Raw genomic sequence first — 22,724 nt, 5'->3', positions numbered from 1 at the left:
AACCATTGTGGGAGCGAGCCTGCTCGCGAATGCGCAGTGTCAGGCAACGATGATGTTGCCGACACGACCACTTCGCGAGCAGGCTCGCTCCCACAGTTTTTTCAGTGAAACTTACGAGCGTGCGCGAGCCTGGTTGCGCAGGGCTTTTACCTGATCATGATTGCGTTGCACGCCGTGGTATTGGCGTTCAACCAGATCACGAATACCCACCAGGTTGTGTTTGTTGATTTTCTCCATGGCTTCTCGGTAAGCCTTCAGTGCATGGTCTTCACCGCGTTCGGCTTCGTTCAGCACAGCCTCTTCGTCCTTGCCGGTGAACATCGATTTAACGTCAACCCAACGACGGTGCAAGTCGCCGGTGACACTGGTGGACGTTTGCGGATCACCGCCCATCGAACGTACGGCGGATTGCAGCTCGGAAGCGGCAGAGGCGCAGTTGGCAGCACGCTGAACGAACAGCGTTTTGAGTTCTGGGTGTTTGATGTCTTCAGCGCAAGTCTTGAACCCTTCCTGACCGTCTTTGCTGGTTTCAATCAGGTCGTTGAGTACAGAGATCGCTTCTTTATTCATGTCGGCCACTTTTCAATTCCTCGCGGGTTGATGAAAGATGTAATGACTGTTGCACCCTGCATGCCAGCTTCGAACTGATAATTTATTCTTTATATTTCAACTAGTTATCTAAAATATCGAAATCTGTATCCGTTTTTTTTGCATGATCTGTCAATTGGCCTGCATGCAGAATGCCTGTATTTTCCAGACCGATTGAATCAAGACGACCGACTGATGAACCCTGAAAAACTCGAACTGCTGATCACCCGCGAAATGCCCTTCGGCAAATACAAAGGCCGGATCATTGCCGACCTGCCCGGTCAGTACCTGAACTGGTTCGCCCGGGAAGGATTTCCTCATGGCGAACTGGGTGGCTTGTTGGCCCTGATGCAGGAAATCGATCACAACGGCTTGTCGGAATTGCTTGAGCCCCTGCGCGCCAAACATGGCAAACCTGCCCCCCGCCATTGATCCTGACCGAGTAGCCCATGCCCGATAACACCCGCCGCACCCGTGATGAAACGTTCTGGCAGATCTTTGCCGATCGCTATGCTGTCGAACCCGGCCCGATCAATCTGGAGAACGGTTACTTCGGGCGCATGTCGCGAACGGTGGTTGAGGAATACCAACGCCACATCGAGTTCATCAACCGCAGTAACTCGGTGTATGTGCGCCAGCGGTTCGAACAGGGCGAAACGCTGAAGATCACCGCGCAATTGGCCGAACTGGTGGGCGTACCTGCCGACTCTGTGGCCCTGACCCGCAACGCCTCGGACGGCTTGCAATCGTTGATCCGCAACTACAACCGTCTTCAGCCGGGCGATCAGGTGCTGATCTGCGATCTGGAATACGACACCGTAAAAGGGGCGATACGTTGGCTGGCGCGCAATCGCGGCGTCGAGGTGATCGAAATCGACCATGCGCACCCCGCCACTTTCGACAGTTTGCTGGCCAGCTATCGCGAAGCGTTTGTGCGTTACCCCAAGCTCAAACTGATGGCCCTGACTCACGTCACCCACCGCACCGGTCTGGTCATGCCGGTGCAGGCGATTGCCGCCGCGGCCAAAGAACACGGGATCGATGTGATCCTCGACGGCGCTCATGCGTTGGGACAAATCGACTTCAATCTCGATGAATTGGGTATCTCCTTCGCCGGCTACAACCTGCACAAATGGATCGGTGCGCCGCTGACGCTGGGGTTCATCTACATTGCCCCCGAGCGCCTGGCCGACATCGACCCGGACATGGGCGAGACGAGTTTCCCGGTCACCGACATTCGCGCACGCACGCCGCACAGCACACCTAATATTCCGGCTCTGCTGACCTTGCCGCTGGTGTTTGAGGAACATCGCGTCATGGGCGGATCCACCGCCAAGGGTGCCCGGCTCAACTACTTGCGCAATTTGTGGGTGAGCGCGGTACGCGAACTCCCGGGGATCGAAGTCATGACGCCGGATGATCCTCGCCTGTATTGCGGCATCACGTCGATGCGCTTCACGAGACAGGTCGATCAACAGCCCATGGTCGAGCGGCTGCTCAGCGACTACAACCTGTTTACCGTGATGCGCAGCGGCGCCGCGAGTGGCCCGTGCATTCGCATCACACCAGGCCTGACTACCACCGCCGCGCACATGGAACTGCTGGCCCGGGCGCTGACCGAACTGCGCTGAGGTCACACGGTGAATTTGTCGAAGTCCTCGGGCTTGAGGTGCGATGACACCGCGAAGGTGTCGATGCCGATGGTGGTGAAACCGAAAAAACCATCTGCATTCGAGTCCCGAGCGAGGGTGTGAACGCTTAAGGTCGAGGCTTCGCCGCCGTGCTGCTTGTAGTAAACGTCTTCAGCGTTGGTCAGCGCCAAGGCCTTTCGACCGCTGTACTCACGGGTGTTCAGTACCGACCGCGAAGCCACCTGCGGAAAGTAAAGCTGACCGACCCAGGCAACATGCCGTTCTTCCAGATAATTGTTGCCGGCCGTGATGCGCACAGCGACGTGAATGTGCAGCGCGCGACCGGCGTAGAACCCCGGATAGATCGTGGTAAACCGCACGACACCTTGCTTGTCCGTGAATTGCCCGCCGCGCAGGTAAGTGTCGTCGTCGGTGCGCGGGATCGAGCCGATTTCATCGACATCGACTTCCTTGTCCGGATCGTTCTTGCTCCAACCCGAATAGGCGCCACGCGCGTTGCAATGCCAGATATCGACCAGCGCACCCGTGACAGGCTGCCCAGTCATGGCATCGACGATTGCCAGGCGCAACACCAAGGGAACGCCATCGGCGCCTTCGCTGATGTTGCGCCTGATCAGTTTCGGGTTACGGAAATACGGGCCGGCGATCTGTTCGGGAGACAGCAGGCAAACCGGTTGTGAGGGTGCAACTGAGGTGTTGTCGTCCATGACGTTCTCTCTTCCATAAGATGAACGCAGGTTAACGTCGGGCGAGCGGTGAGATGCGGTAATTATGTATCGCCTGATCTTCCCCTGTGGGAGCGAGCCTGCTCGCGATTGCGGTGTGTCAGTCGACATCAATGTTGAATGAAAGTCCGCTATCGTCGGAACGCCGCCCGGAGCCGGCTCGCTCCCACCCGTTTTTTTTGCGGGCAAAAAAAACGGTGCACCGACCAAGTGCACCGTAAAGCCGTAGAACACACAACGAAGTGTCAGGTAAAGCTGATCAGTCCAGCAGCGCCAATGCCTCGGCGGTGCATTCCTGAATGCGGGCCCAGTCGCCGTTCTTGATCCACTCGGGATCAAGCATCCAGCTACCGCCCACGCACATCACGTTTTTCAACGCCATGTAGCTCTTGATGTTGGCCGGGCCGACGCCGCCCGTCGGGCAGAATTTCACTTCGCCGAACGGACCACCCAGGGCCTTGATAGCGGCGACGCCGCCGCTCACTTCCGCCGGGAACAGCTTGAAGCGGCGATAGCCCAGGCCATAGCCTTCCATGATGCCAGAGGCATTGCTGATGCCGGGCAACAGCGGGATCGGGCTGTTGACGCTGGCTTCGAGCAAATCTCGGGTGATGCCCGGCGTGACGATGAACTGCGAGCCGGCCGCTTCGGCAGCGGCGAGCATGTGGCGATCCAGCACGGTGCCGGCACCGGTCATCAGTTCCGGGCGCTGTTCGCGCAGGATCTGGATGGCCTTGAGGCCGAACTGCGAACGCAGGGTCACTTCCAGGGCGGTCAGGCCACCGGCGGCGAGGGCGTCGGCCAGCGGCAGCACGTCCTGTTCGCGAGCGATGGTGATCACCGGCAGAATCCGCGCCTTGGCGCAGAGGCTGTCGATCAGGGCAACTTTGTCCGCCATGGAAACGGTCGGGGATGGGGATGTCATAGCGGCTGTTCCTTGGCTCATGGGCACCAGTAAATCTCTAACGTAGGTTGCAAAAACGCGCGAATCGGCATGGCGGCGACATCGTCGGCGGCCAATGCGGCACTCAGGGTGGTCAGTTTGGACTGACCGGAAATCGATAGAACTTTGTGTTTGGCCGAGGCCAACAGCGCACGACTCATGGTCAAACGCTGATGCGGCACGGTGGGTGCCAGCATCGGGTAGCAACGACGTGTACCGTCGGCTTTCAAGGCATCGGCCAGGTTCGGGCTGTTCGGGAACAACGACGCGGTATGGCCGTCATCGCCCATGCCCAACACCAGCACGTCGATCACCGGCAGTTCGGACAGCAAACGGTCGGCCTGCTCGGCAGCCTGTTCAAGGTTGGCGCTGGCGCTGTACAAACTCAGAAACTGCGCCTTCGCCGCCAGGCCTTGCAACAGATAACGCTTGAGCAAACCGGCATTGCTGTCGGCGTGTTCGACCGGCACCCAACGCTCGTCAGCCAGGCTGACCACCACGTTCGACCAGTCCAGCGCCTGTTTGGCCAGATGCTGGAAAAACGCCACCGGACTGCGACCACCGGACACCACCAGCGTGGCGGTGCCTTGGGTATCGATCGCATCGCTCAGTTGCTTGGCGACCGTCAGTGCCAAAGCTTCAGCCAGCAGCACCGGGCTCTTGAACCCATGGGCGCTGACGCCCTGAGGCAGTTTCAATTTAGATATCGCCATACCACGACCTCCCATCCCGCGTGATCAGAGCAATGGAGCTCATCGGCCCCCAGGACCCGGCCGCGTACGGCTTGGGCGCATCACCGGATTTTTTCCACCCGGCGATCAACTGGTCACACCACTTCCACGCGGCTTCGATTTCATCTTTACGGACAAACAGGTTCTGATTGCCACGCATCACTTCCAGCAATAACCGCTCGTAGGCATCGGGAATCCGCGCGCTGCGATACGTGTCGGAAAAGTTCAGCTGCAACGGACCACTGCGCAGTTGCATGCCCTTGTCCAGGCCTTGTTCTTTCGTCATCACGCGCAAGGAAATGCCTTCGTCCGGTTGCAGGCGGATAATCAGCTTGTTGCTGATTTGCAGACGCTGCTCAGGAGCGAAGATGTAATGCGACGGTTCCTTGAAGTGTATGACGATCTGCGACAGTTTCTGCGGCATGCGCTTGCCGGTCCGCAGGTAAAACGGTACACCGGCCCAACGCCAGTTGCGGATATCGGCACGCAAGGCGACGAAGGTTTCGGTGTCACTCTGGGTGTTCGAGTTCGGCTCTTCCAGGTAACCCGGGACCGACTTGCCTTCGCTGTAGCCGGCGATGTACTGACCACGCACCACCTGAGTGGTCAGGCCTTCCGGGCTGATCGGCGCCAGCGCCTTGAGGACTTTGACTTTTTCGTCGCGGATGCTGTCGGCGGACAGGTCGGCCGGCGGGTCCATGGCGATCAGGCAAAGCAGTTGCAGCAGGTGATTCTGGATCATGTCCCGCAGCTGCCCGGCCTTGTCGAAGTAACCCCAACGGCCTTCGATCCCGACCTTCTCGGCCACAGTGATTTCCACGTGGGAGATGTAGTTCTGGTTCCACTGGGTTTCGAACAGGCTATTGGCAAAACGCAGCGCGATGAGGTTTTGAACCGTCTCTTTGCCCAGGTAATGGTCGATACGGTAGGTGCGGTTTTCCGGGAAGAACTGCGCCACGGCGTCGTTGACCTTGCGCGAGGATTCCAGGTCCGAGCCGATGGGTTTTTCCAGCACCACGCGGGTGTTTTCAGTCAGACCGACCTTGGCCAGGTTCTCGCAAATCGCGCCGTAAACGGCAGCCGGTGTCGCAAAGTAGGCAATCACACGCTGAGCGCTGCCGGCCATTTCCGCCAGGGCGATGTAATCGTCAGCGTTGAGAAAGTCGACGTGCAGGTAGCTCAGTCGAGCCAGAAAGCGCTCGGCCACCGCTTCGTCCAGCTCTTTGGCACCCACATAACGACGCAACTCCGAGGCAATAAATGCCAGGTGCTGCTGCTCAGTGCCGGGCTCCCGGGCCAGCGCGATAATGCGCGTATCCTCGTGCAGAAGGCCTGCGCCATCGAGTTGATAGAGGGCAGGAAACAGCTTGCGCAAGGCCAGATCGCCGAGGGCGCCGAACAAGGCAAAGGTGCACGGTTCAACCGTAATCGAAGGCATGATGTTTGTTCTTTTATCAAGTTAAGCTACAAATACCTTTTTTCAAGGCATCGCTCAAGAGAAAATGTAGTAATAACCACAACATTTTCGCAAAATACAGATTCCGAGTGGTGGTCGGTCGGAGCCATCAGTAGGATAGGCCACCGTTTGGGGCCGCATCCAAGGCCCTTTTGGCATAGCCGAACTCTAATTTGCGCTGCTGACCCAAGGAACATATATGGACCGCGTGCGAAATTTACTGGAACAGATCCAGAACCGCCTTGAAGACCTGAACAAGGCTGAACGTAAAGTCGCCGAAGTGATCCTGCTCAACCCACAGCAGGCCACCCGGTTCAGCATCGCTGCGCTCGCCCAGGCCTCAAAGGTCAGCGAGCCGACGGTCAACCGCTTCTGCCGTTCATTCGGCGTCAGCGGCTACCCGGAACTCAAACTTCAGTTGGCCCAAAGCCTGGCCAGTGGCGCGGCGTATGTCAGCCGTGCGGTCGAGGCTGATGACAATCCTGAAGCGTATACAAAAAAGATTTTCGGCAGCGCCATCGCCTCTCTGGACAGTGCCTTGCAGGCGCTGGACCCGAACCTGATCAGCCGCGCCGTCGATCTGTTGATTCAGGCCCGGCAGATCCACTTCTTCGGCCTCGGCGCCTCGGCCCCGGTGGCGCTGGATGCTCAGCACAAATTCTTCCGTTTCAATCTGGCCGTCACCGCCCACGCCGATGTACTGATGCAACGCATGATTGCGTCGGTGGCGCACACCGGCGAGCTGTTCGTGATCATTTCCTACACCGGCCGCACCCGCGAACTGGTGGAAGTGGCGCGCATCGCCCGTGAAAACGGTGCATCGGTACTGGGCCTGACGGCCGAGGGGTCGCCATTGGCCAAGGCCAGTACGCTGAGCCTGAACATTCCACTGCCGGAAGACACCGACATCTACATGCCGATGACCTCGCGCATCATCCAACTGACCGTGCTGGACGTGCTGGCGACCGGCATGACCTTGCGTCGCGGTGTGGATTTCCAGCCACATTTGCGCAAGATCAAAGAGAGCCTGAATGCGAGCCGGTATCCGATTGGGGATGAGTTCAACTAATTCGACATCTCCGCTGACTGACAGGGCCTCTTCGCGGGCAAGTCGAATCGTCGCACCGCCGCTCCTACAGGGGAATGCATTCCAAATGTAGGAGCGGGCTTGCCCGCGAAGGCGTCAGCCGCAACACCATAAATTTTGAACTAAATCCCAACCCGCGCCTGCAAACTCAAATGCGCCCTCTCCCCCGGCGCCAGGCTCAGGCTGTCGGTGCCGCCGCTGGCCGCCTCCACACACACAAACTCTGAAATCTCATTCCAGCTCACACCCAACAATGGCCGCGAGCCTGGATGCCATACCACCGTGTCCGCCTGATCACCGGTATCGATGCATAACTCACGCTGCCAGGCATGGTCCTTGAGCTGCAATTCGCCGTCGTGCTGGAACACCCTCTGGCACCCGCCATCGACCCGCAACTCACCTTCCTGCTGACACATCTGGCGGCTCAAGTGGTCATAACCCTGCGCGCCCTCCAGCCCAGACAGCGCTACCTCTCCCACGTCACCGATACGCCAATAGGCGTGCAACGCCTGACTCAATTGGCACGGCAGGCTGTCCTGATGCTCGGTGCTCAGGCGCAAATCCATGCGCTCGCCAAGGTGGGCATGCAGGTCCACTTGCCAGTCGCACAGCTGGAGTTGCCAGTGCAATCGCACGCCATCGTCGTCATGGCTGCTGTCGAGCAGCTTCCAGTCGATCAACCGTGCCCAACCATGGGAAGGCCAGGCATTTTCGCTCGGATGACGGCCGTACCACGGCCAGCACACGGGCACGCCGCCACGAATCGCACCGACCTGCGGCCACTTCGCCGCGCACCAGAGCCAGGGTTTTTGACCCGTTGGTTGAAAGTGCAGCAACTGCGCGCCCTGGCGACTGAACACCGCCTGACACAGCGGATGGTCGATCACCAACACGTCGCGCTTCTGATAGCGCTCCCACGCAAACACCGGACGTTCACGCAAGGATTTGAAGAAGCGTTGTAGCGGATGCTCATGCATGTGCCGCGGTCCTGAAAATCATCTGTCACCGGGGGCGCGCCCACCCCAAAAAAAAGCGGACAGCCTGGGCTGTCCGCAAATATGCGCACATAGAGGGGAGCTTATCGCAACAACGTTAGAACACCGACTGAATTTTCAGGCCGGCCACCAGCGCGTTATCGACCTCATCCACACCGCCCGGGTGAGTGACGTATTGCAGGTTGGGACGCACGGTCAGCCAGTTGGTAACGTGGAAGCCGTAGTTGATTTCGTAGTTGTACTCGGTGGTCTGCAGAGGCGTGAACAGTGGGTTTTCGTATTCAGTGACACCGTTGGCAGCGTTGATCGCTTCTTCGTTTTTCTTCACGTCATCGTTGACATGGATACGGGCGAAACCGATGCCCATGTCATCTTTTGGACGCGCATCGAACGGCCCCTTGTACACAAACATCAGCGACTGGTAGTTGTCGACGATGTTGGTTTCCTTGTCGTGGAAAGTGGCGTTGGCCGCAATGTTCAGACCACGAGACTTGTCACCGTTGTGACTGGTGAGTTGTTGCTGTGCAACGAACCAGTAGCCGTGCTTGCTGCTGTGTTCGCGATAGGGTTGGCCGGTCGTTGCCGCATCAGTACCGTTGGCGTCTTTAAGGACGTCATTGGCCTCGGCCGTGCTCTTGTAGTAACCGACACGGTATTCGCCCGGCAGGTTGTTAGGGTTCGGCAACCAGACCAGTTCGACGGGCAACACGGTCCCTGCGGTGCCACTGCCGCTCAGCTTGAAGCCGTTACCGTGTTCCAGTTGCGACGGGTTCTGGTTGTACGCACCGATCTGCGCATAGAACTCAGGCGAGATGTTGTACTTCACGCGGACCGCAGCCTGCATTACCGGCCAGTTGAACCAGATGTTGGTGGCCCAGTTACCCACTTGGGAACCGCAGAACGCCAGGTTCTGGAACTCGCATGGGAAGGTATTGAAGTCTTCGCCTTCGCCGAAGTAACCGGCTTTGATGTCCAGTTTATTGTCGAGGAACTGGTGCTTGATCCACAATTGGGTCAGACGGACCATATGGCCACGGCCGAAGACTTCCTGGGAGGAACTCAACGTGCCGGTACGCGGGTCGCCGACACGGTCATTGGAGATGTTCTCGCCATTACGGTTGGTGAACTGGACCTTGGCTTGGGTGTTATCCCAACCAAACAGTTTTTCCAGGTCCAGCGCTGCCCCCAGGCCAAACTGGTCGGCGTAACGAGCCGTTGTGTTGTCGTTGAAGCCGCCGTGGAGGTTGCTGCCGACTTCACCGACGTAGTCCATTTTGATGTCGATGCCTTGCTCGATCAGCTTGGTCCGCTCGCCACCCCAATCGCCGGTCATCCATTCGGAATCGGCGCTGAACGCGTCAGCTGCATGCACACTACCGGCCAGCATCATTGCTGCAACTGCTGACAACTGGCAGATAAGCTGAGCGTTGTTGTTCTTCTTCATCCCTACTTCCTCGTTTTATTGTTATTAACTTTTTTCTAACGCGGTGACATCAGGTGCGACGGATAACAGGCCACCCGCCGCGGATTTCCCCCTGTAGGAGCCGGCTTGCTGGCGATGGCAATCTGACTGTCAACATCGACGTTGAATGTCAGACCGCCATCGCCAGCAAGCCGGCTCCTACAGTTTTGATCTTCAGCGGCCCTTGAATTGGGCTACGTTGGCGATGTGTGTCTCGGCTACAGGCTGACCCGCTACACCAAGACGTTCCCCGGTCTTGGCATCGAACAGCAGCACTTTCGACGGATCGAATTGCAGGGTCAGGGTTTCGCCCGGGGCCGGTGCGACGTCGGGCGCCAGACGGCAGCAGACTTTGGTTTCGTTGAGATTGACGAACACCAGGGTGTCGGGACCGGTCGGCTCGGTGACCTGAACTTCAGCGCGAATGGTCGGCAATCCGTTCGATTCGCCGTTCGCCAACACGATTTGCTCAGGGCGCATGCCCAGAATCACTTCGCGGTCTTCGAGACCGGCGTCCTGCATGCCCAGCGGCAATTCACACCGTGCCTGACCGCTGTCGAGCAGTGCCACCAGACGACCGTCCTTGCGCTGCAAACGCAGGGGGATGAAGTTCATCGGCGGCGAACCGATGAAGCTCGCCACGAACAGGTTCGCCGGGTTGTTGTAGATGTCTTTCGGCGTGCCGAACTGCTGGATGATCCCGTCCTTCATCACCGCCACTTTGTCGCCCAGCGTCATCGCTTCGATCTGGTCGTGGGTCACGTAGACCGTGGTGGTTTTCAGACGCTGGTGCATCAGTTTCATTTCGGTGCGCATCTCGACCCGCAGCTTGGCGTCGAGGTTGGACAGAGGTTCGTCGAACAGGTAAATTTTCGGCCGACGCGCCAGGGCACGACCCATGGCCACGCGCTGTTGCTGACCACCGGAGAGCTGGCCCGGCTTGCGGCTCAGCAGGTGTTCGATCTGCAGCAATTTGGCGACACGAGCGACCTCTTCGTCGATTTCGGCGGTCGGCATTTTGCGGATCTTCAAACCGAAAGCGATGTTGTCGCGCACGCTCATGGTCGGGTACAGCGCGTAGGACTGGAACACCATGGCGATGTCGCGATCTTTCGGGCTCATGCCGCTGATGTCAGCGTCGTCCACCAGGATGGCGCCGCCGCTGATGTTTTCCAGACCGGCGATGCAGTTCATCAGCGTGGACTTACCACAGCCCGAAGGACCGACCAGGATCAGGAACTCACCGTCATTGATCTTCAGTTCGATGTTTTTCAGGGTGTCCGGCAAACCGGCACCGTAGGTCTTGTTGACGTTGCGTAATTCGAGAGTTGCCATATTTCTACCCCTTGACCGCGCCGGACGTCAGCCCACGCAGGAAATACTTGCCAGCGAATATGTAGACCAGCAGTGTCGGCAGCCCGGCGATCATCGCGGCGGCCATATCAACGTTGTATTCCTTGGCCCCGGTGCTGGTGTTGACCAGGTTGTTCAGGGCCACGGTAATTGGCTGGGCATCGCCACTGGCGAAGACCACGCCGAACAGGAAGTCATTCCAGATCTGGGTGAACTGCCAGATCAGGCAGACCATCACGATCGGGATCGACATCGGCAGCAGGATCTTCCAGAAAATCGTGAAGAAGCCCGCGCCATCCAGGCGTGCTGCCTTGACCAGTGCATCCGGGATGCTCACGTAGTAGTTGCGGAAGAACAGCGTGGTGAACGCCAGGCCGTAGACCACGTGCACCAGCACCAGACCGGTTGTGGTGTTGGCCAGGCCTAACTTGCCGAGGGTGAACGAGGCCGGCAGCAGCACGGTCTGGAACGGCAGGAAGCAGCCGAACAACAGCAGGCCGAAGAACAGTTGCGAGCCACGGAAGCGCCACATCGACAGTACATAACCGTTCATGGCACCGATGAAGGTGGAAATCAGAACGGCCGGCACGGTGATTTTCACCGAGTTCCAGAAATAGCCGCCTACGACGTCCCAAGCCTTGATCCAGCCGATACCGTCAATCACGGTCGGCCAGCTCAGCAGGTTGCCGGTGCGGATGTCTTCCGGGGATTTGAAACTGGTCAGCAGCATCACCACCAACGGGATCAAATAGACCGCAGCCGCCAGCAACAGCGTTGCGTAGATCGCGATACGGCTGAAGCTCAAGGCCGGTTTGCCAAGTTGATTACTCATGGCGTTTGCCTCGCAATTCGGAGTACAGGTACGGCACCAGAATCGCCAGGATCGCGCCGAGCATCATCATGGCGCTGGCCGAACCAATGCCCATCTGGCCACGGCTGAAGGTGAAGGAATACATGAACATCGCCGGCAGGTCGGACGAGTAGCCAGGACCGCCGGCTGTCATCGCCGCCACCAGGTCGAAGCTCTTGATCGCAATGTGCGCGAGGATCATGAAGGCACTGAAGAACACCGGGCGCAGGCTCGGCAGCACGATCTTCATATAGATGGTCGGTAGATTCGCGCCGTCGACTTGCGCGGCACGGATGATCGATTGATCGACACCCCGCAGGCCGGCCAGGAACATCGCCATCACAAACCCGGAGGCTTGCCATACGGCGGCGATCACCAGGCAATACACCACGCGATCCTGATCCACCAGCCAGTCGAGACGGAAGCCTTCCCAGCCCCAGTCACGCAGCATCTTGTCCAGGCCCAGGCCCGGGTTGAGCAGCCATTTCCATGCCGTACCGGTGACGATCATCGAGAGCGCCATCGGGTACAGGTAAACGGTGCGAATGAAGCCTTCCTTGCGAATGCGTTGGTCCAGCAGCACGGCGAGGAACACGCCGAGCACCAGGCTGATGCCGATGAACATGCCACCGAAGACCGCGAGGTTTTTGCTCGCGACCCACCAGCGATCGTTGTCCAGCAAGCGGGCGTACTGCTGCAGGCCGACCCACTTGTAGCTTGGCATGAAGCTGGAACTGGTAAAGGACAGTACGAATGTCCAGATGATGTAACCGTAAAAACCAACCAACACGATCAGCATGCTCGGCGCCAGTACCAACTTGGGTAACCAGCGTTGCAGCGCATCGAACGGTGAGGCTTTGCTGAAAACCGCCACAGAGCTCATCGGGATAATCCAGTCAGGAATTGAAGAATCACCTGTAGGAGCTGGCTTGCCAGCGATTCAGGCACCGCCGTGTGTCAGGCACACCGCCTTCGCCGGCAAGCCGGCTCCTACAGGGGAACGCGTCGAATCAGGCCGCAGACAAGCCTGCGGCCAGGGTTTTACTGGGCCGCTTTGACAGCCGATGCCAGTTGGGCGCTGGCCTTGGCCGGGTCAGCATCCTTGTCGTTCATGAAGTTGGTGACCACGTCGAAGATCGCGCCTTGCACGGCCAGGGAGGTGGCCATGTTGTGCGCCATGCTCGGTTGCAGGCCGCCAGTCTTGTCGTCCGCAACAAAGTCCTTCGACGACTTCTGGGCGCACTCGTCGAAGCCGAGCTTGTCCATTTCATTCAGCATGTCGTTACGCACCGGGATCGACCCTTTGTTCATGCTGAAGACTTTCTGGAAGTCAGTGCCCAATGCGACCTTGGCCAGGTCTTGCTGGGCAGCGATGTCACCCTTGCGATCCGCTTTGAGCTTGAACACCGCCAGGGAGTCGATGTTGTAGGTGAAGGCTTTTTCGGTACCCGGGAACGGTACACACTGGTAGTCCTTGCCCGCGACTTTCTTCGCCGCAGTCCATTCGCTTTTCGCCCAGTCGCCCATCATCTGCATACCGGCCTTGCCGTTGATGACTTCAGCAGCGGCGATGTTCCAGTCACGACCGGCGCGGTTCGGGTCCATGTAGCCGGTGATTTTTTTCAGTTCGGTGAACGACTTGGTCATCTCCGGGCCGGAGAGGGTTTTCTGATCCAGGTCGACCAGAGCTTTCTTGTAACCGTCGGCGCCCATGACCGAGAGCACCACGTCTTCAAACACGGTGCTGTCCTGCCAAGGCTGACCGCCGTGGGCCAGCGCGATGAAGCCTGCGGCTTTGAGCTTGTCGCCGGCGGCATAGAATTCTTCGAGGGTGGTCGGGGCTTTTTCGATCCCGGCTTTCTTGAACACTTCCGGGTTGATCCACAGCCAGTTCACACGGTGAATGTTCACCGGAACGGCGACGTAGTCACCTTCGTACTTCACGGTATCGGAGACTTTCTTCGACAGCAGGCCATCCCAGTTTTCCGACTTGGAAACGTCTTTCAACGCGTCGGTGCTGAGCAGGCCAGTGCTGCCCCACTCCTGGATGTCCGGGCCTTTGATCTGTGCGACGCCCGGCGGGTTACCCGCTACGGCGCGGCTTTTGAGCACGGTCATGGCTGTAGAACCACCACCGCCGGCGACTGCGCCGTCTTTCCAGGTGAAGCCGTCTTTTTCGACTTGAGCCTTGAGCACATCGACCGCTGCTTTTTCACCACCCGACGTCCACCAGTGAACGACTTCCACGGAACCTTTGGTTTCGGCGGCAAGCACACTGAGAGGGAGCGCAGACAGGGAAGCGAGAGAAATGACAGTAGCGAGGCGAGAAATCGCATTCATCTAGAAGTACCTTTCTTGTTGTTATGCATGCAAGTCTGGTGCTTGCGCTGCATAGGATTTTAAACAGGAGTTATCCCCTCGCAGGTAACGAAGGGACGCTTGAATGTCACTGCATGGTTACACAGGAGCGCTCTGGGACAACTGCCCCAAGGCCGTGGCCATGCTCGGTGCCAACGGCAATCGCGGGATCAGTACGGCTTGCCAGGCGTGGTACAGGTCAGGTTTACCAGCCCAGATGTCGGCGCTCGGGTGGTTTTGCGGATCGAGCTCGTGATGCCAACTGCCGTCGCAACGGTCGATGAAATGACTGTCACAGAATTCCCAGAACAGCCGATACCAGCGCTCGTATTGCTCGTCGCCCGTGCGTTTAAGCAACGCACTGGCAGCGGCGCTGGCTTCGCAATGGGTCCAGTGCAAACGATGGCGAACCACCGCGCGGTTGGCCCAATCCAGGGTGTAGACAACCCCCGGTGCGCCGTCGACATTCCAGCCGTGACGGCAGTTGTGGTCGAACAGTTTTTGCGCGTCGGTGGCCAGCCAGCCCGGCGTGAGCATCCCGGCCTGAACCCGCGCCGCTTCGAGGTGCAGCAACAGTCGCGCCCATTCAAAACCGTGACCGGGCGTGGTGCCGTAGGGGCGAAAACCGTCGGCCGGGTTGTCGAGGTTGTAGTCGCGCAGCGGTTGCCAGGCGCGGTCGAAATGCTCGATCACCAGGTAATCGTTGGCGGCCGCATGACCATGGATCACCCGCTCGACAATGCGCTGAGCGCGGCACAACCAGCGGTTGTCTTGCGTCACATCGGCCAGCGCGAGGAAGGCTTCGGTCGCGTGCATATTGCTGTTGGCGCCACGGTAGGCTTCTTCTTCGCTCCAGTCGCGATTGAAGGATTCGCGCATCGCGCCCTCCTCCTCGCTCCAGAAATGCGTATCGATGATGTTGATCGCGTCATCAAGCAAGGCTTGTGCGCCGGGACGTTTGGCGACCACGGCAGAACTGGCGGCCAGGGCAACGAAGGCGTGCAGATACGCCGCTTTGCCGGTGTTGTCATCCAGCGCATGGGCCACGACAAACCAGCCACCGGACTCGGCATCGCGCAACGGGCCACTGAGCGCTTTGACCCCGTGATCCACCAGTTCGGCAAACCCCGGCAAGCCCTGAATATGGGCCATGGCAAAACTGTGGGTCATGCGTGCGGTGTTCATGGTTTCGGCGTGGGCGTTGGCCGGGAGACGGCCTTTTTCATCCAGATTGCCGAAGCCTTCGGGAAGTTTTGATGCCTTGGCAAACGCCAGCAGGCGCAGACCTTCAGCGGCGAGCCATTGCTGATGGGCAGGCGCATTCAGCCAACTGCTGAAGTCCGGTTGGAAGGTGTCCATGGGGTGCCTTTTTTGTTGTTTTGACTTTGGGCAGTCTAAACAACGGGCGATGACGGGCTTGTAACGAAGGGGGCGAGTTATGTCACTGAGTTGTGACATTCGCTGTTAAGGATGTGTTGAGGCTTATGACGCCTTCGCTGGCAAGCCAGCTCCTACAGGGATTGCGCCGTACCTGTGGGAGCGAGCCTGCTCGCGATGAACGATTACGCGGTCTATTTATTCAACACTGCGCGGCAACTGCAACGTCACCCGCAACCCGCCCTCACGCAGATTTTGCAGGCTGACCTCCCCGCCATGGCTATGCGCAATGTTTCGCGCAATCCCCAACCCCAACCCATACCCCTGCTGCTGCCCGGCCAGCCGAAAGTGCGGTTCGAACACCTGCTCCAGCCGTTGCTCCGGCACACCAGGCCCTTCGTCATCGACGTGCAGGATGAACGCGCTGTCATCGTCATCGATGTGCAGGTGCGCGTTCTGCCCATACTTGAGGGCATTGTCGATCAGGTTGCCAATGCAGCGTTTAAGCGCCAGCGGTTTGCCGGGGTACGCCGCCAATGCCCGCCCCTGCTGAGTCACGCGACCATTGCCGGAGGGCGCCAGATACGGTTCCACCAGGCAATCGAGCACATGGTTGAGGTCCACCGGCTCGATATTTTCGTGAATGTCGGTGTCTTTCACACATTGCAGAGCACCTTTGACCAGTAGCTCCAGCTCATCCAGGTCACGACCGAACTTGGCTTGCAGCTGCTCGTCTTCCAGCAACTCCACGCGTAATCGCAGCCGGGTAATCGGCGTGCGCAGGTCATGGGAAATCGCGCTGAACAACTGACTGCGCTCGGTCAGGTAGCGGCTGATGCGTTCGCGCATGGCGTTGAACGCCCGGCTCACTTCGACCACTTCACTGCCACCCACTTCGGCCACCGGCTCCACTTCCGCCCCCAGCGACATATCCCGCGCAGCCCGCGCCAGTCGCTTGAGCGGCCGGCTCTGCCAGTGCACCAGCAGGCCGATGAACAACAGCAAAAAGCCGCTGGTGAGGATGATGAACCAGACCTGCTGCGCCGGCAGACCTTTTTCTTCAAGACTGGTGTAGGGCTCGGGCAACAACGAGGCGATGTACAGCCATTCGCCCGGCGCCATCTGGATTTGCGTAACCAGCACGGGCGGGTTCACAGGCTCCAGTGTCAAGGCGTAGTGCGCCCAGGAGCGCGGCAATTCGTCGAGTTTCAAGCCGCCGTTAAAAATCCGCAGGTCGTCGGGGCTGACGAAAGTCACCGAAATGTCGGTGTCCTGGCCCAGCGACTGGCGCAGCACTTCGTCCACCGCTTTGAGCACGGCTTCCTTGCGCGGGGTGATCGGCAGCACTTCCATGCCCAAGGGTTTGTCGTTGAGCGTCACCACGAATCGGGTGCCGCCCATGCTGCGCAGCTGGTCCAAAACCAATGGCCTGAAGGCGACCGGCAACGAGCGGAAGTAACTGACGCTGGCCGTCATCGAATGCGCCAGGCTGCGCGCACTGGTGACCAAGCCTTGAAGCTGCGTAGCACGCAGTTGCGACACCCAGATCACGCTCGACAACGTCTGTGCAAACAACACCGCCAGCAACGTCAGCAGCAACATCCGGCCCAACAGCGAACGGGGCACCGGCACGCGGTCGGCGAGCTTGCGCAGGAACTCAGTGGCCATTGCTGGCAACCACATTGGCGGCCAGTTGGTAGCCGCTGCCACGCACGGTACGGATCAATCGCGGAGGTTTTTCCGTATCACGCAGGCGTTGGCGCAAGCGGCTGACCGCCATGTCGACGATGCGGTCCAGCGGCATCAGATCGCGGCCACGGGTGGCGTTGCCGATGGTGTCGCGGTCGAGAATTTCCTGCGGGTGATCGAGGAACAGTTTCAGCAACGCGAAGTCAGCGCCGGAAAGAATCACTTCTTCGCCATCGGTGTGGAACAGCCGGTGGCTGACCATGTCCAGACGCCAGTCGTCGAAAGCCAGCACTTCGCCGCCGTTGCGTTCCTGACCGAATTGCGCGCGGCGCAGCAGGGCTTTGATGCGCGCCTGCAATTCTCGAGGACTGAAGGGTTTGCCGAGGTAATCGTCAGCACCGAGCTCCAGGCCAATGACCCGGTCGGCCTCGTCGGAACTGGCGGTAAGCATGATGATCGGCACCTGAGCCTGACGCGGGTGCTGACGAACCCAGCGGCAGAGGCTGAAGCCGTCTTCGTCCGGGAGCATCACATCGAGGATCACCAGATCGCTCGGCGCCTCGTTCAACGCCTGGCGAAAACCGGCGCCATCGGGCGTGGTGCGGACCTGGAAACCGGCGCGAGTCAGGTAGGTATCCAGCAACTCGCGTATCTCTTGATCGTCATCGACCAACAATATCGACTTGTTGACTGAGCTCACGGGACGGCGTCCTTGTTGTTTGAATTGGGCGGATTATGCCTGATCGTGCGTAAATCTATGTTGTCTGTCATGGCCCCATCGCGAGCAAGCTCGGCTCCTACAGGTATAGGGTTGGTCGCCATTTTTGTGAACGACTCCAATCCTGTAGGAGCAAGGCTTGCCCGCGATGAAGACGACGCGGTCTCAAGCCTGTTCCAGCGCCACGCCCGCGCCCATCAGCCCGGAATACGGCGCCGTCACCAGCCACACAGGTATGCCTTTGAAGTAATCGCTCATGCAGCCCTTGTCAGCGAAGCACCGGGCAAATCCGCTTTCGAGGAAGAAATCGGCAAACCGCGGAATCACGCCACCGACGATGTAGACGCCACCGCGCGCGCCCGTGGTGAGCACGTTGTTGCCGGCCACGCGGCCGAGCCAGCAGCAGAACTGCTCCAGCACTTCCAATGCAATCGGATCGCCCGCCAGCCCGGCAGCGGTGATCGCTTCAGGCGTTTCAAGCACTGGCGTGTGGCCGTCCACGGCGCAAATCGCCCGGTAAACCCGTGGCAACCCGCCGCCGCTCAACGCGGTTTCAGCACTGACATGGCCGATCTCATTGAAGATGTGCTGCCACAGCTGCGTTTCGCGCGGGCTGCTCAGCGGCAAATCGACGTGACCGCCTTCCCCCGGCAACGCGGCAAAACGCCCTTCACCCAGATCCAGCAAGGTACCAACGCCAAGGCCAGTGCCCGGGCCAATCACCACCGCCGGCCGCAACGGTTCCGGGGTGCCTTCGCAGACCACGCGAAACTCTCCCGGCTGCAAACGGGTCATGCCCAGCGCCATCGCCGAGAAATCGTTGACCAGCAACAGTTGCTCGACCTGCAAGGTCTCGCAGAATCCCTTGCGGCTCAGGCGCCAGTGATTGTTGGTGAACTTGAATTCATCGCCACTCACGGGACCTGCCACCGACAGGCACACCGAACCGATCGAGCCCAACGCCAAATCGAGCCCGCTCAGATAGAGAGCGATCGCCTCCTCCGGGCTGGCGAAATCTGCCGTCGCCAGCACCTGGACCGATTCCAGCTGCTGGTTTTTCCACAACGCGAAACGAGCGTTGGTCCCACCGATGTCACCGACCAAAGCCAGTTTCAATTAAGCGTCTCCAGGGCAGAAGTAAAGGCGCTGGCGCCCTGCTCTGCGGAGCTGAAGGCCATGCGCATGAATCCAAATAGTTCGCGTCCGCTGCCAATGTTGTTGCCCAACAAGCCCTTGGCAGGTTCACGCGCTGCAAATTCTTCGGCGTCCACCTTAAGCTCCAGGGTGCCTTTGACGCCATCGACGCGGATGATATCGCCCTCTTGCACCCGCGCCAAAGCGCCACCGACATAAGCTTCGGGGCTGACGTGAATCGCTGCCGGGATTTTGCCCGAGGCACCGGACATGCGCCCGTCCGTCACCAACGCCACTTTGAAGCCGCGATCCTGCAACACGCCGAGGAACGGCGTCATCTTGTGCAGTTCCGGCATGCCGTTGGAGCGCGGCCCCTGGAAGCGCATCACCGCGACAAAATCCTTCTCCAGCAAACCGGCCTTGAACGCATCGGCCAGGTCCTGCTGATCCTGGAACACCATGGCCGGTGCTTCGACAACCTGGTTTTCCAGCGCCACGGCCGAGACTTTCATCACGCCACGACCGAGGTTGCCTTCCATCACCCGCAAGCCGCCCTCTGGCGAAAATGCACGAGCAACCGGGCGCAGGATGTTTTCGTCGAGGCTTTCAGTCGGGCCTTCGCGCCAGACCAGTTCGCCGTTATCGAGGAACGGCTCCATGGTGTAACGGCTCAGGCCATGGCCCAGCACAGTGTTGACGTTTTCGTGCAACAGCCCGGCTTCCAGCAGTTCGCGGATCAGGAACGACATGCCGCCCGCCGCCTGGAAGTGGTTGATGTCGGCTTTGCCGTTCGGGTAGACGTGGCTCAGGGTCGGCACGACTTCGGAGAGGTCGGCCATGTCCTGCCAGGTCAATTGAATACCAGCCGCCATGGCGATGGCCGGCATGTGCAAGGTGTGGTTGGTCGAACCGCCGGTGGCGTGTAGCGCCACGATGGAGTTGACCAGCGAGCGCTCGTCGACGATCTCGCCGATCGGCATGAAGTCGCCGCTCTGCTTGGTCAGGCGCGTCACCTGATGCGCCGCTTCGCGGGTCAGGGCATCACGCAACGGCGTGTTCGGATTGACGAAAGAAGCGCCCGGCAAGTGCAGGCCCATGACTTCCATCAGCAATTGGTTGGTGTTGGCGGTGCCATAAAAGGTGCAGGTACCAGGGCTGTGGTAGGACTTCATTTCCGATTCCAGCAGCTCTTCACGACTGGCCTTGCCTTCGGCGTAGCGCTGGCGCACATCGGCTTTTTGCTTGTTGGAAATGCCCGAGACCATCGGCCCGCCCGGCACAAAAATCGTCGGCAGATGACCGAAACGCAACGCGCCCATCATCAGGCCCGGCACGATCTTGTCGCAGATGCCGAGCATCAGCGCGCCGTCGAACATGTTGTGGGACAACGCCACGGCAGTGGACAGGGCGATCACTTCGCGGCTCGGCAGGCTCAGCTCCATGCCCGGTTCGCCCTGGGTCACGCCATCGCACATGGCCGGGGTGCCGCCAGCGAACTGGCCGACCGAACCAATCTCGCGCAGCGCTCTTTTGATCTGCTCCGGGAAGACTTCGTACGGCTGATGCGCCGAGAGCATGTCGTTATATGACGAAACTATTGCGATGTTGGCGGAGTTCATCATCCGCAGGCTGTTCTTGTCTTCGGTGCCGCAACCCGCCACGCCATGGGCGAAGTTGGCGCATTGCAGCTTACCGCGCATTGGACCGTCGCTGGCGGCACCACGAATCAGTGCAAGGTAGGCCTCACGCGTGGCGCGGCTACGGGCGATAAGCCGTTCGGTGACCTCAAGGACGCGGGGATGCATGTGTAGAACTCCAGGCTAACGGATGTGGCGACCTGATTGTCTATGCTGAACAAGGACCGTTGTGATTGGGATGACAGACGGTTTTCTTGATCGGTCGGACCAGTTGATCAGGTCACTCGTTGTAGATTGAACAAAATATTGCCATTAAAAACGCTTGTTTTCTATTTTTATGCGAATAATCTTGTAATTCCAACAACAAAACGACGGCGGCGCTGTAAATGACTCTTCGAATTGCAATCAATGGTTTTGGCCGGATTGGCCGCAACGTCCTTCGCGCACTGTATACCCAAGGCTATCGTCAGGATCTTCAGATCGTTGCCATCAATGATTTGGGTGACAGCGCAATCAACGCTCATCTGCTCAAGTTTGACACTGTTCACGGCACGTTCGACGCCGATGTTCAGCATGACCGCGAGAGCCTGACGGTCAACGGCGACCGCATTGCAGTCAGCGCCATTCGCAACCCGGCCGACCTGCCCTGGGCTGCGGAAAAAATTGATGTGGTATTCGAATGCACCGGCCTGTTCACCGAGCGTGCCAAAGCCGCCGCGCATATTACGGCCGGCGCCCGCAAAGTGATCATTTCGGCCCCGGCCCAAGGCGCCGACGCCACTGTGGTTTATGGGGTTAACCACGACATTTTGCGCCAGCATCACCAAATCATTTCCAACGCGTCGTGCACCACCAACTGCCTGGCCCCGGTCGCCCAGGTGCTGCACCGCGAATTGGGCATCGAGAGCGGTCTGATGACCACGATCCACGCCTACACCAACGATCAAAACCTCACCGACGTCTATCACACCGACCCGTACCGAGCCCGATCTGCCACCCAGAACATGATTCCGAGCAAGACCGGTGCGGCTGAAGCCGTCGGCCTGGTGCTGCCGGAACTGGCGGGCAAACTGACCGGCATGGCGGTGCGCGTACCCGTGATCAATGTGTCGCTGGTGGACCTGACCGTGCAACTCAAGCGCGAAGCGTCAGCCAATGAAGTGAATGCGCTGCTTAAAGAAGCCAGCCAGCACTCGAAAATTCTCGGTTACAACACCCTGCCGCTGGTTTCCAGCGACTTCAATCACAACCCGCTGTCGTCGATTTTCGATGCTAACCACACCAAATCCAGCGGCAAGCTGCTCAAGGTGCTGGCCTGGTACGACAACGAATGGGGTTTCTCCAACCGCATGCTCGATAACTGCCTGGCGCTCTGTAACGCTGAGTAACCCGCCGTGAAAAAGCAGGAGCAGCACCGATGATCGGTATCAGCTTTACGCAAAAGACCATGGCAGCGCGCAAGCGTATTGCCTTGGTCGCCCATGACCACTGCAAGGTGTTTTTGCTGGACTGGGCCGAGCGGCAGAAAGACAGGCTCGCACAGCATGAATTGGTCGCCACCGGCACCACGGGATTGTTATTGCAACAACGCCTGGATTTACCAGTGGAGAGCATGATCAGCGGTCCGTTGGGCGGCGACCAGCAACTGGGTGCGCAAATCGCCGAGCAGCGGGTCGACATGCTGGTGTTCTTCTGGGACCCGTTCGAACCACAGCCTCACGACCCGGACATCAAGGCGTTATTGCGGGTCGCGGCGGTCTGGAACATCCCGGTGGCCTGCAACGAATGCAGCGCCGATTACTTACTGAGCAGCCCCTTGATGGATCAGGCCCACGAACATCGAATCCCCGATTACGCGACCTATCTGCTCGGCCGCGCCTGAGGTTTGAACAACACTAAAAAGCGCTCTCCTGCGGGTAATGCCGATCAGTTAAGGCGTTGAACGCCGCAATCCTTGTGGGAGCGAGCC

The 22,724-nt window shown here is 59.1% G+C and carries 21 protein-coding genes; 5 read left to right on the top strand and 16 right to left on the bottom strand.

The window, feature by feature from the left end:
- Positions 1-111: 111 nt before the first annotated feature.
- Positions 112-579 (bottom strand): ferritin-like domain-containing protein, encoded by a 468-nt coding sequence (locus AC1DWM_RS07470; RefSeq protein WP_477794912.1) that lies wholly within the window; start codon positions 577-579, stop codon positions 112-114.
- Between the two features lie 204 nt (positions 580-783).
- Here AC1DWM_RS07470 and AC1DWM_RS07465 point away from each other — a divergent pair, with 204 nt between their 5' ends.
- Both AC1DWM_RS07465 and AC1DWM_RS07460 read left to right on the top strand, forming a co-directional pair.
- Positions 784-1,020 carry a DUF3820 family protein gene (locus tag AC1DWM_RS07465; protein WP_007949456.1) on the top strand — a complete coding sequence of 79 codons (237 nt, stop codon included), beginning with the start codon at positions 784-786 and terminating at the stop codon, positions 1,018-1,020.
- Positions 1,021-1,037: 17 nt separating this feature from the next.
- Complete coding sequence (locus tag AC1DWM_RS07460; RefSeq protein WP_477794911.1) at positions 1,038-2,219, top strand: aminotransferase class V-fold PLP-dependent enzyme; 1,182 nt, start codon at positions 1,038-1,040, stop codon at positions 2,217-2,219.
- Positions 2,220-2,221: 2 nt separating this feature from the next.
- Here AC1DWM_RS07460 and AC1DWM_RS07455 read toward each other — a convergent pair whose 3' ends face one another.
- The 4 genes from AC1DWM_RS07455 to zwf form a co-directional block, all read right to left on the bottom strand.
- Positions 2,222-2,947: an intradiol ring-cleavage dioxygenase gene (locus AC1DWM_RS07455; RefSeq protein WP_477794910.1), complete on the bottom strand. Its 726-nt coding sequence runs from the start codon at positions 2,945-2,947 to the stop codon at positions 2,222-2,224.
- A 277-nt stretch (positions 2,948-3,224) separates the two neighbouring features.
- Entirely contained in the window at positions 3,225-3,890 is a 666-nt protein-coding gene (locus AC1DWM_RS07450) for a bifunctional 4-hydroxy-2-oxoglutarate aldolase/2-dehydro-3-deoxy-phosphogluconate aldolase (protein WP_223511892.1), read from the bottom strand.
- A 17-nt stretch (positions 3,891-3,907) separates the two neighbouring features.
- A complete protein-coding gene (pgl, locus tag AC1DWM_RS07445) occupies positions 3,908-4,621 on the bottom strand; it encodes a 6-phosphogluconolactonase (protein WP_223511890.1) in 714 nt (237 codons plus the stop codon).
- Positions 4,608-6,077: a glucose-6-phosphate dehydrogenase gene (zwf, locus tag AC1DWM_RS07440; protein WP_477794909.1), complete on the bottom strand. Its 1,470-nt coding sequence runs from the start codon at positions 6,075-6,077 to the stop codon at positions 4,608-4,610. The genes pgl and zwf overlap by 14 nt, the downstream gene beginning before the upstream one ends.
- A 226-nt stretch (positions 6,078-6,303) precedes the next feature.
- Between zwf and AC1DWM_RS07435 the strand changes: the two genes are divergently transcribed.
- Complete coding sequence (locus tag AC1DWM_RS07435) at positions 6,304-7,164, top strand: MurR/RpiR family transcriptional regulator (RefSeq protein ID WP_177318169.1); 861 nt, start codon at positions 6,304-6,306, stop codon at positions 7,162-7,164.
- 140 nt (positions 7,165-7,304) lie between these two features.
- Here the strand turns inward: AC1DWM_RS07435 and AC1DWM_RS07430 are convergent, their stop codons facing one another.
- The 11 genes from AC1DWM_RS07430 to edd form a co-directional block, all read right to left on the bottom strand.
- Positions 7,305-8,159, bottom strand: coding sequence for a D-hexose-6-phosphate mutarotase (locus tag AC1DWM_RS07430; RefSeq protein WP_223511886.1), 855 nt, complete (start codon positions 8,157-8,159; stop codon positions 7,305-7,307).
- Positions 8,160-8,274: 115 nt separating this feature from the next.
- Positions 8,275-9,621 carry a carbohydrate porin gene (locus tag AC1DWM_RS07425; protein WP_223511885.1) on the bottom strand — a complete coding sequence of 449 codons (1,347 nt, stop codon included), beginning with the start codon at positions 9,619-9,621 and terminating at the stop codon, positions 8,275-8,277.
- 192 nt (positions 9,622-9,813) lie between these two features.
- Complete coding sequence (locus AC1DWM_RS07420; RefSeq protein WP_223511883.1) at positions 9,814-10,974, bottom strand: ABC transporter ATP-binding protein; 1,161 nt, start codon at positions 10,972-10,974, stop codon at positions 9,814-9,816.
- 4 nt (positions 10,975-10,978) lie between these two features.
- On the bottom strand, positions 10,979-11,824 hold the full coding sequence (locus AC1DWM_RS07415) for a carbohydrate ABC transporter permease (protein ID WP_223511882.1): 846 nt from the start codon (positions 11,822-11,824) through the stop codon (positions 10,979-10,981).
- Entirely contained in the window at positions 11,817-12,725 is a 909-nt protein-coding gene (locus AC1DWM_RS07410; RefSeq protein WP_223511881.1) for a carbohydrate ABC transporter permease, read from the bottom strand. The genes AC1DWM_RS07415 and AC1DWM_RS07410 overlap by 8 nt, the downstream gene beginning before the upstream one ends.
- A 158-nt stretch (positions 12,726-12,883) precedes the next feature.
- The gene (locus tag AC1DWM_RS07405; protein WP_223511880.1) at positions 12,884-14,182 is read right to left on the bottom strand and encodes an ABC transporter substrate-binding protein; all 1,299 of its coding nucleotides are present in this window, start codon (positions 14,180-14,182) and stop codon (positions 12,884-12,886) included.
- Positions 14,183-14,299: 117 nt separating this feature from the next.
- Positions 14,300-15,559, bottom strand: coding sequence for a D-mannose isomerase (locus AC1DWM_RS07400; RefSeq protein ID WP_223511878.1), 1,260 nt, complete (start codon positions 15,557-15,559; stop codon positions 14,300-14,302).
- Between the two features lie 216 nt (positions 15,560-15,775).
- Positions 15,776-17,245 carry an ATP-binding protein gene (locus tag AC1DWM_RS07395; protein ID WP_223511877.1) on the bottom strand — a complete coding sequence of 490 codons (1,470 nt, stop codon included), beginning with the start codon at positions 17,243-17,245 and terminating at the stop codon, positions 15,776-15,778.
- Complete coding sequence (locus tag AC1DWM_RS07390; RefSeq protein ID WP_140667520.1) at positions 17,235-17,966, bottom strand: response regulator; 732 nt, start codon at positions 17,964-17,966, stop codon at positions 17,235-17,237. Before AC1DWM_RS07390 ends, AC1DWM_RS07395 begins: the two co-directional genes overlap by 11 nt.
- 183 nt (positions 17,967-18,149) lie before the next feature.
- Positions 18,150-19,100 carry a glucokinase gene (locus AC1DWM_RS07385; protein ID WP_223511874.1) on the bottom strand — a complete coding sequence of 317 codons (951 nt, stop codon included), beginning with the start codon at positions 19,098-19,100 and terminating at the stop codon, positions 18,150-18,152.
- Positions 19,097-20,923, bottom strand: coding sequence for a phosphogluconate dehydratase (gene edd, locus AC1DWM_RS07380; RefSeq protein ID WP_452627882.1), 1,827 nt, complete (start codon positions 20,921-20,923; stop codon positions 19,097-19,099). Before edd ends, AC1DWM_RS07385 begins: the two co-directional genes overlap by 4 nt.
- Before the next feature lie 218 nt (positions 20,924-21,141).
- On the opposite strand from edd, the gene gap reads away from it, so the two are divergent.
- Both gap and AC1DWM_RS07370 read left to right on the top strand, forming a co-directional pair.
- The gene (gap, locus tag AC1DWM_RS07375) at positions 21,142-22,143 is read left to right on the top strand and encodes a type I glyceraldehyde-3-phosphate dehydrogenase (protein ID WP_477794908.1); all 1,002 of its coding nucleotides are present in this window, start codon (positions 21,142-21,144) and stop codon (positions 22,141-22,143) included.
- Positions 22,144-22,172: 29 nt separating this feature from the next.
- On the top strand, positions 22,173-22,637 hold the full coding sequence (locus AC1DWM_RS07370) for a methylglyoxal synthase (RefSeq protein WP_223511871.1): 465 nt from the start codon (positions 22,173-22,175) through the stop codon (positions 22,635-22,637).
- Positions 22,638-22,724: the final 87 nt, after the last annotated feature.

It is taken from the genome of Pseudomonas sp. P4_C8 (assembly GCF_056401975.1).
This window is presented reverse-complemented; position numbering and strand designations above follow the sequence as displayed.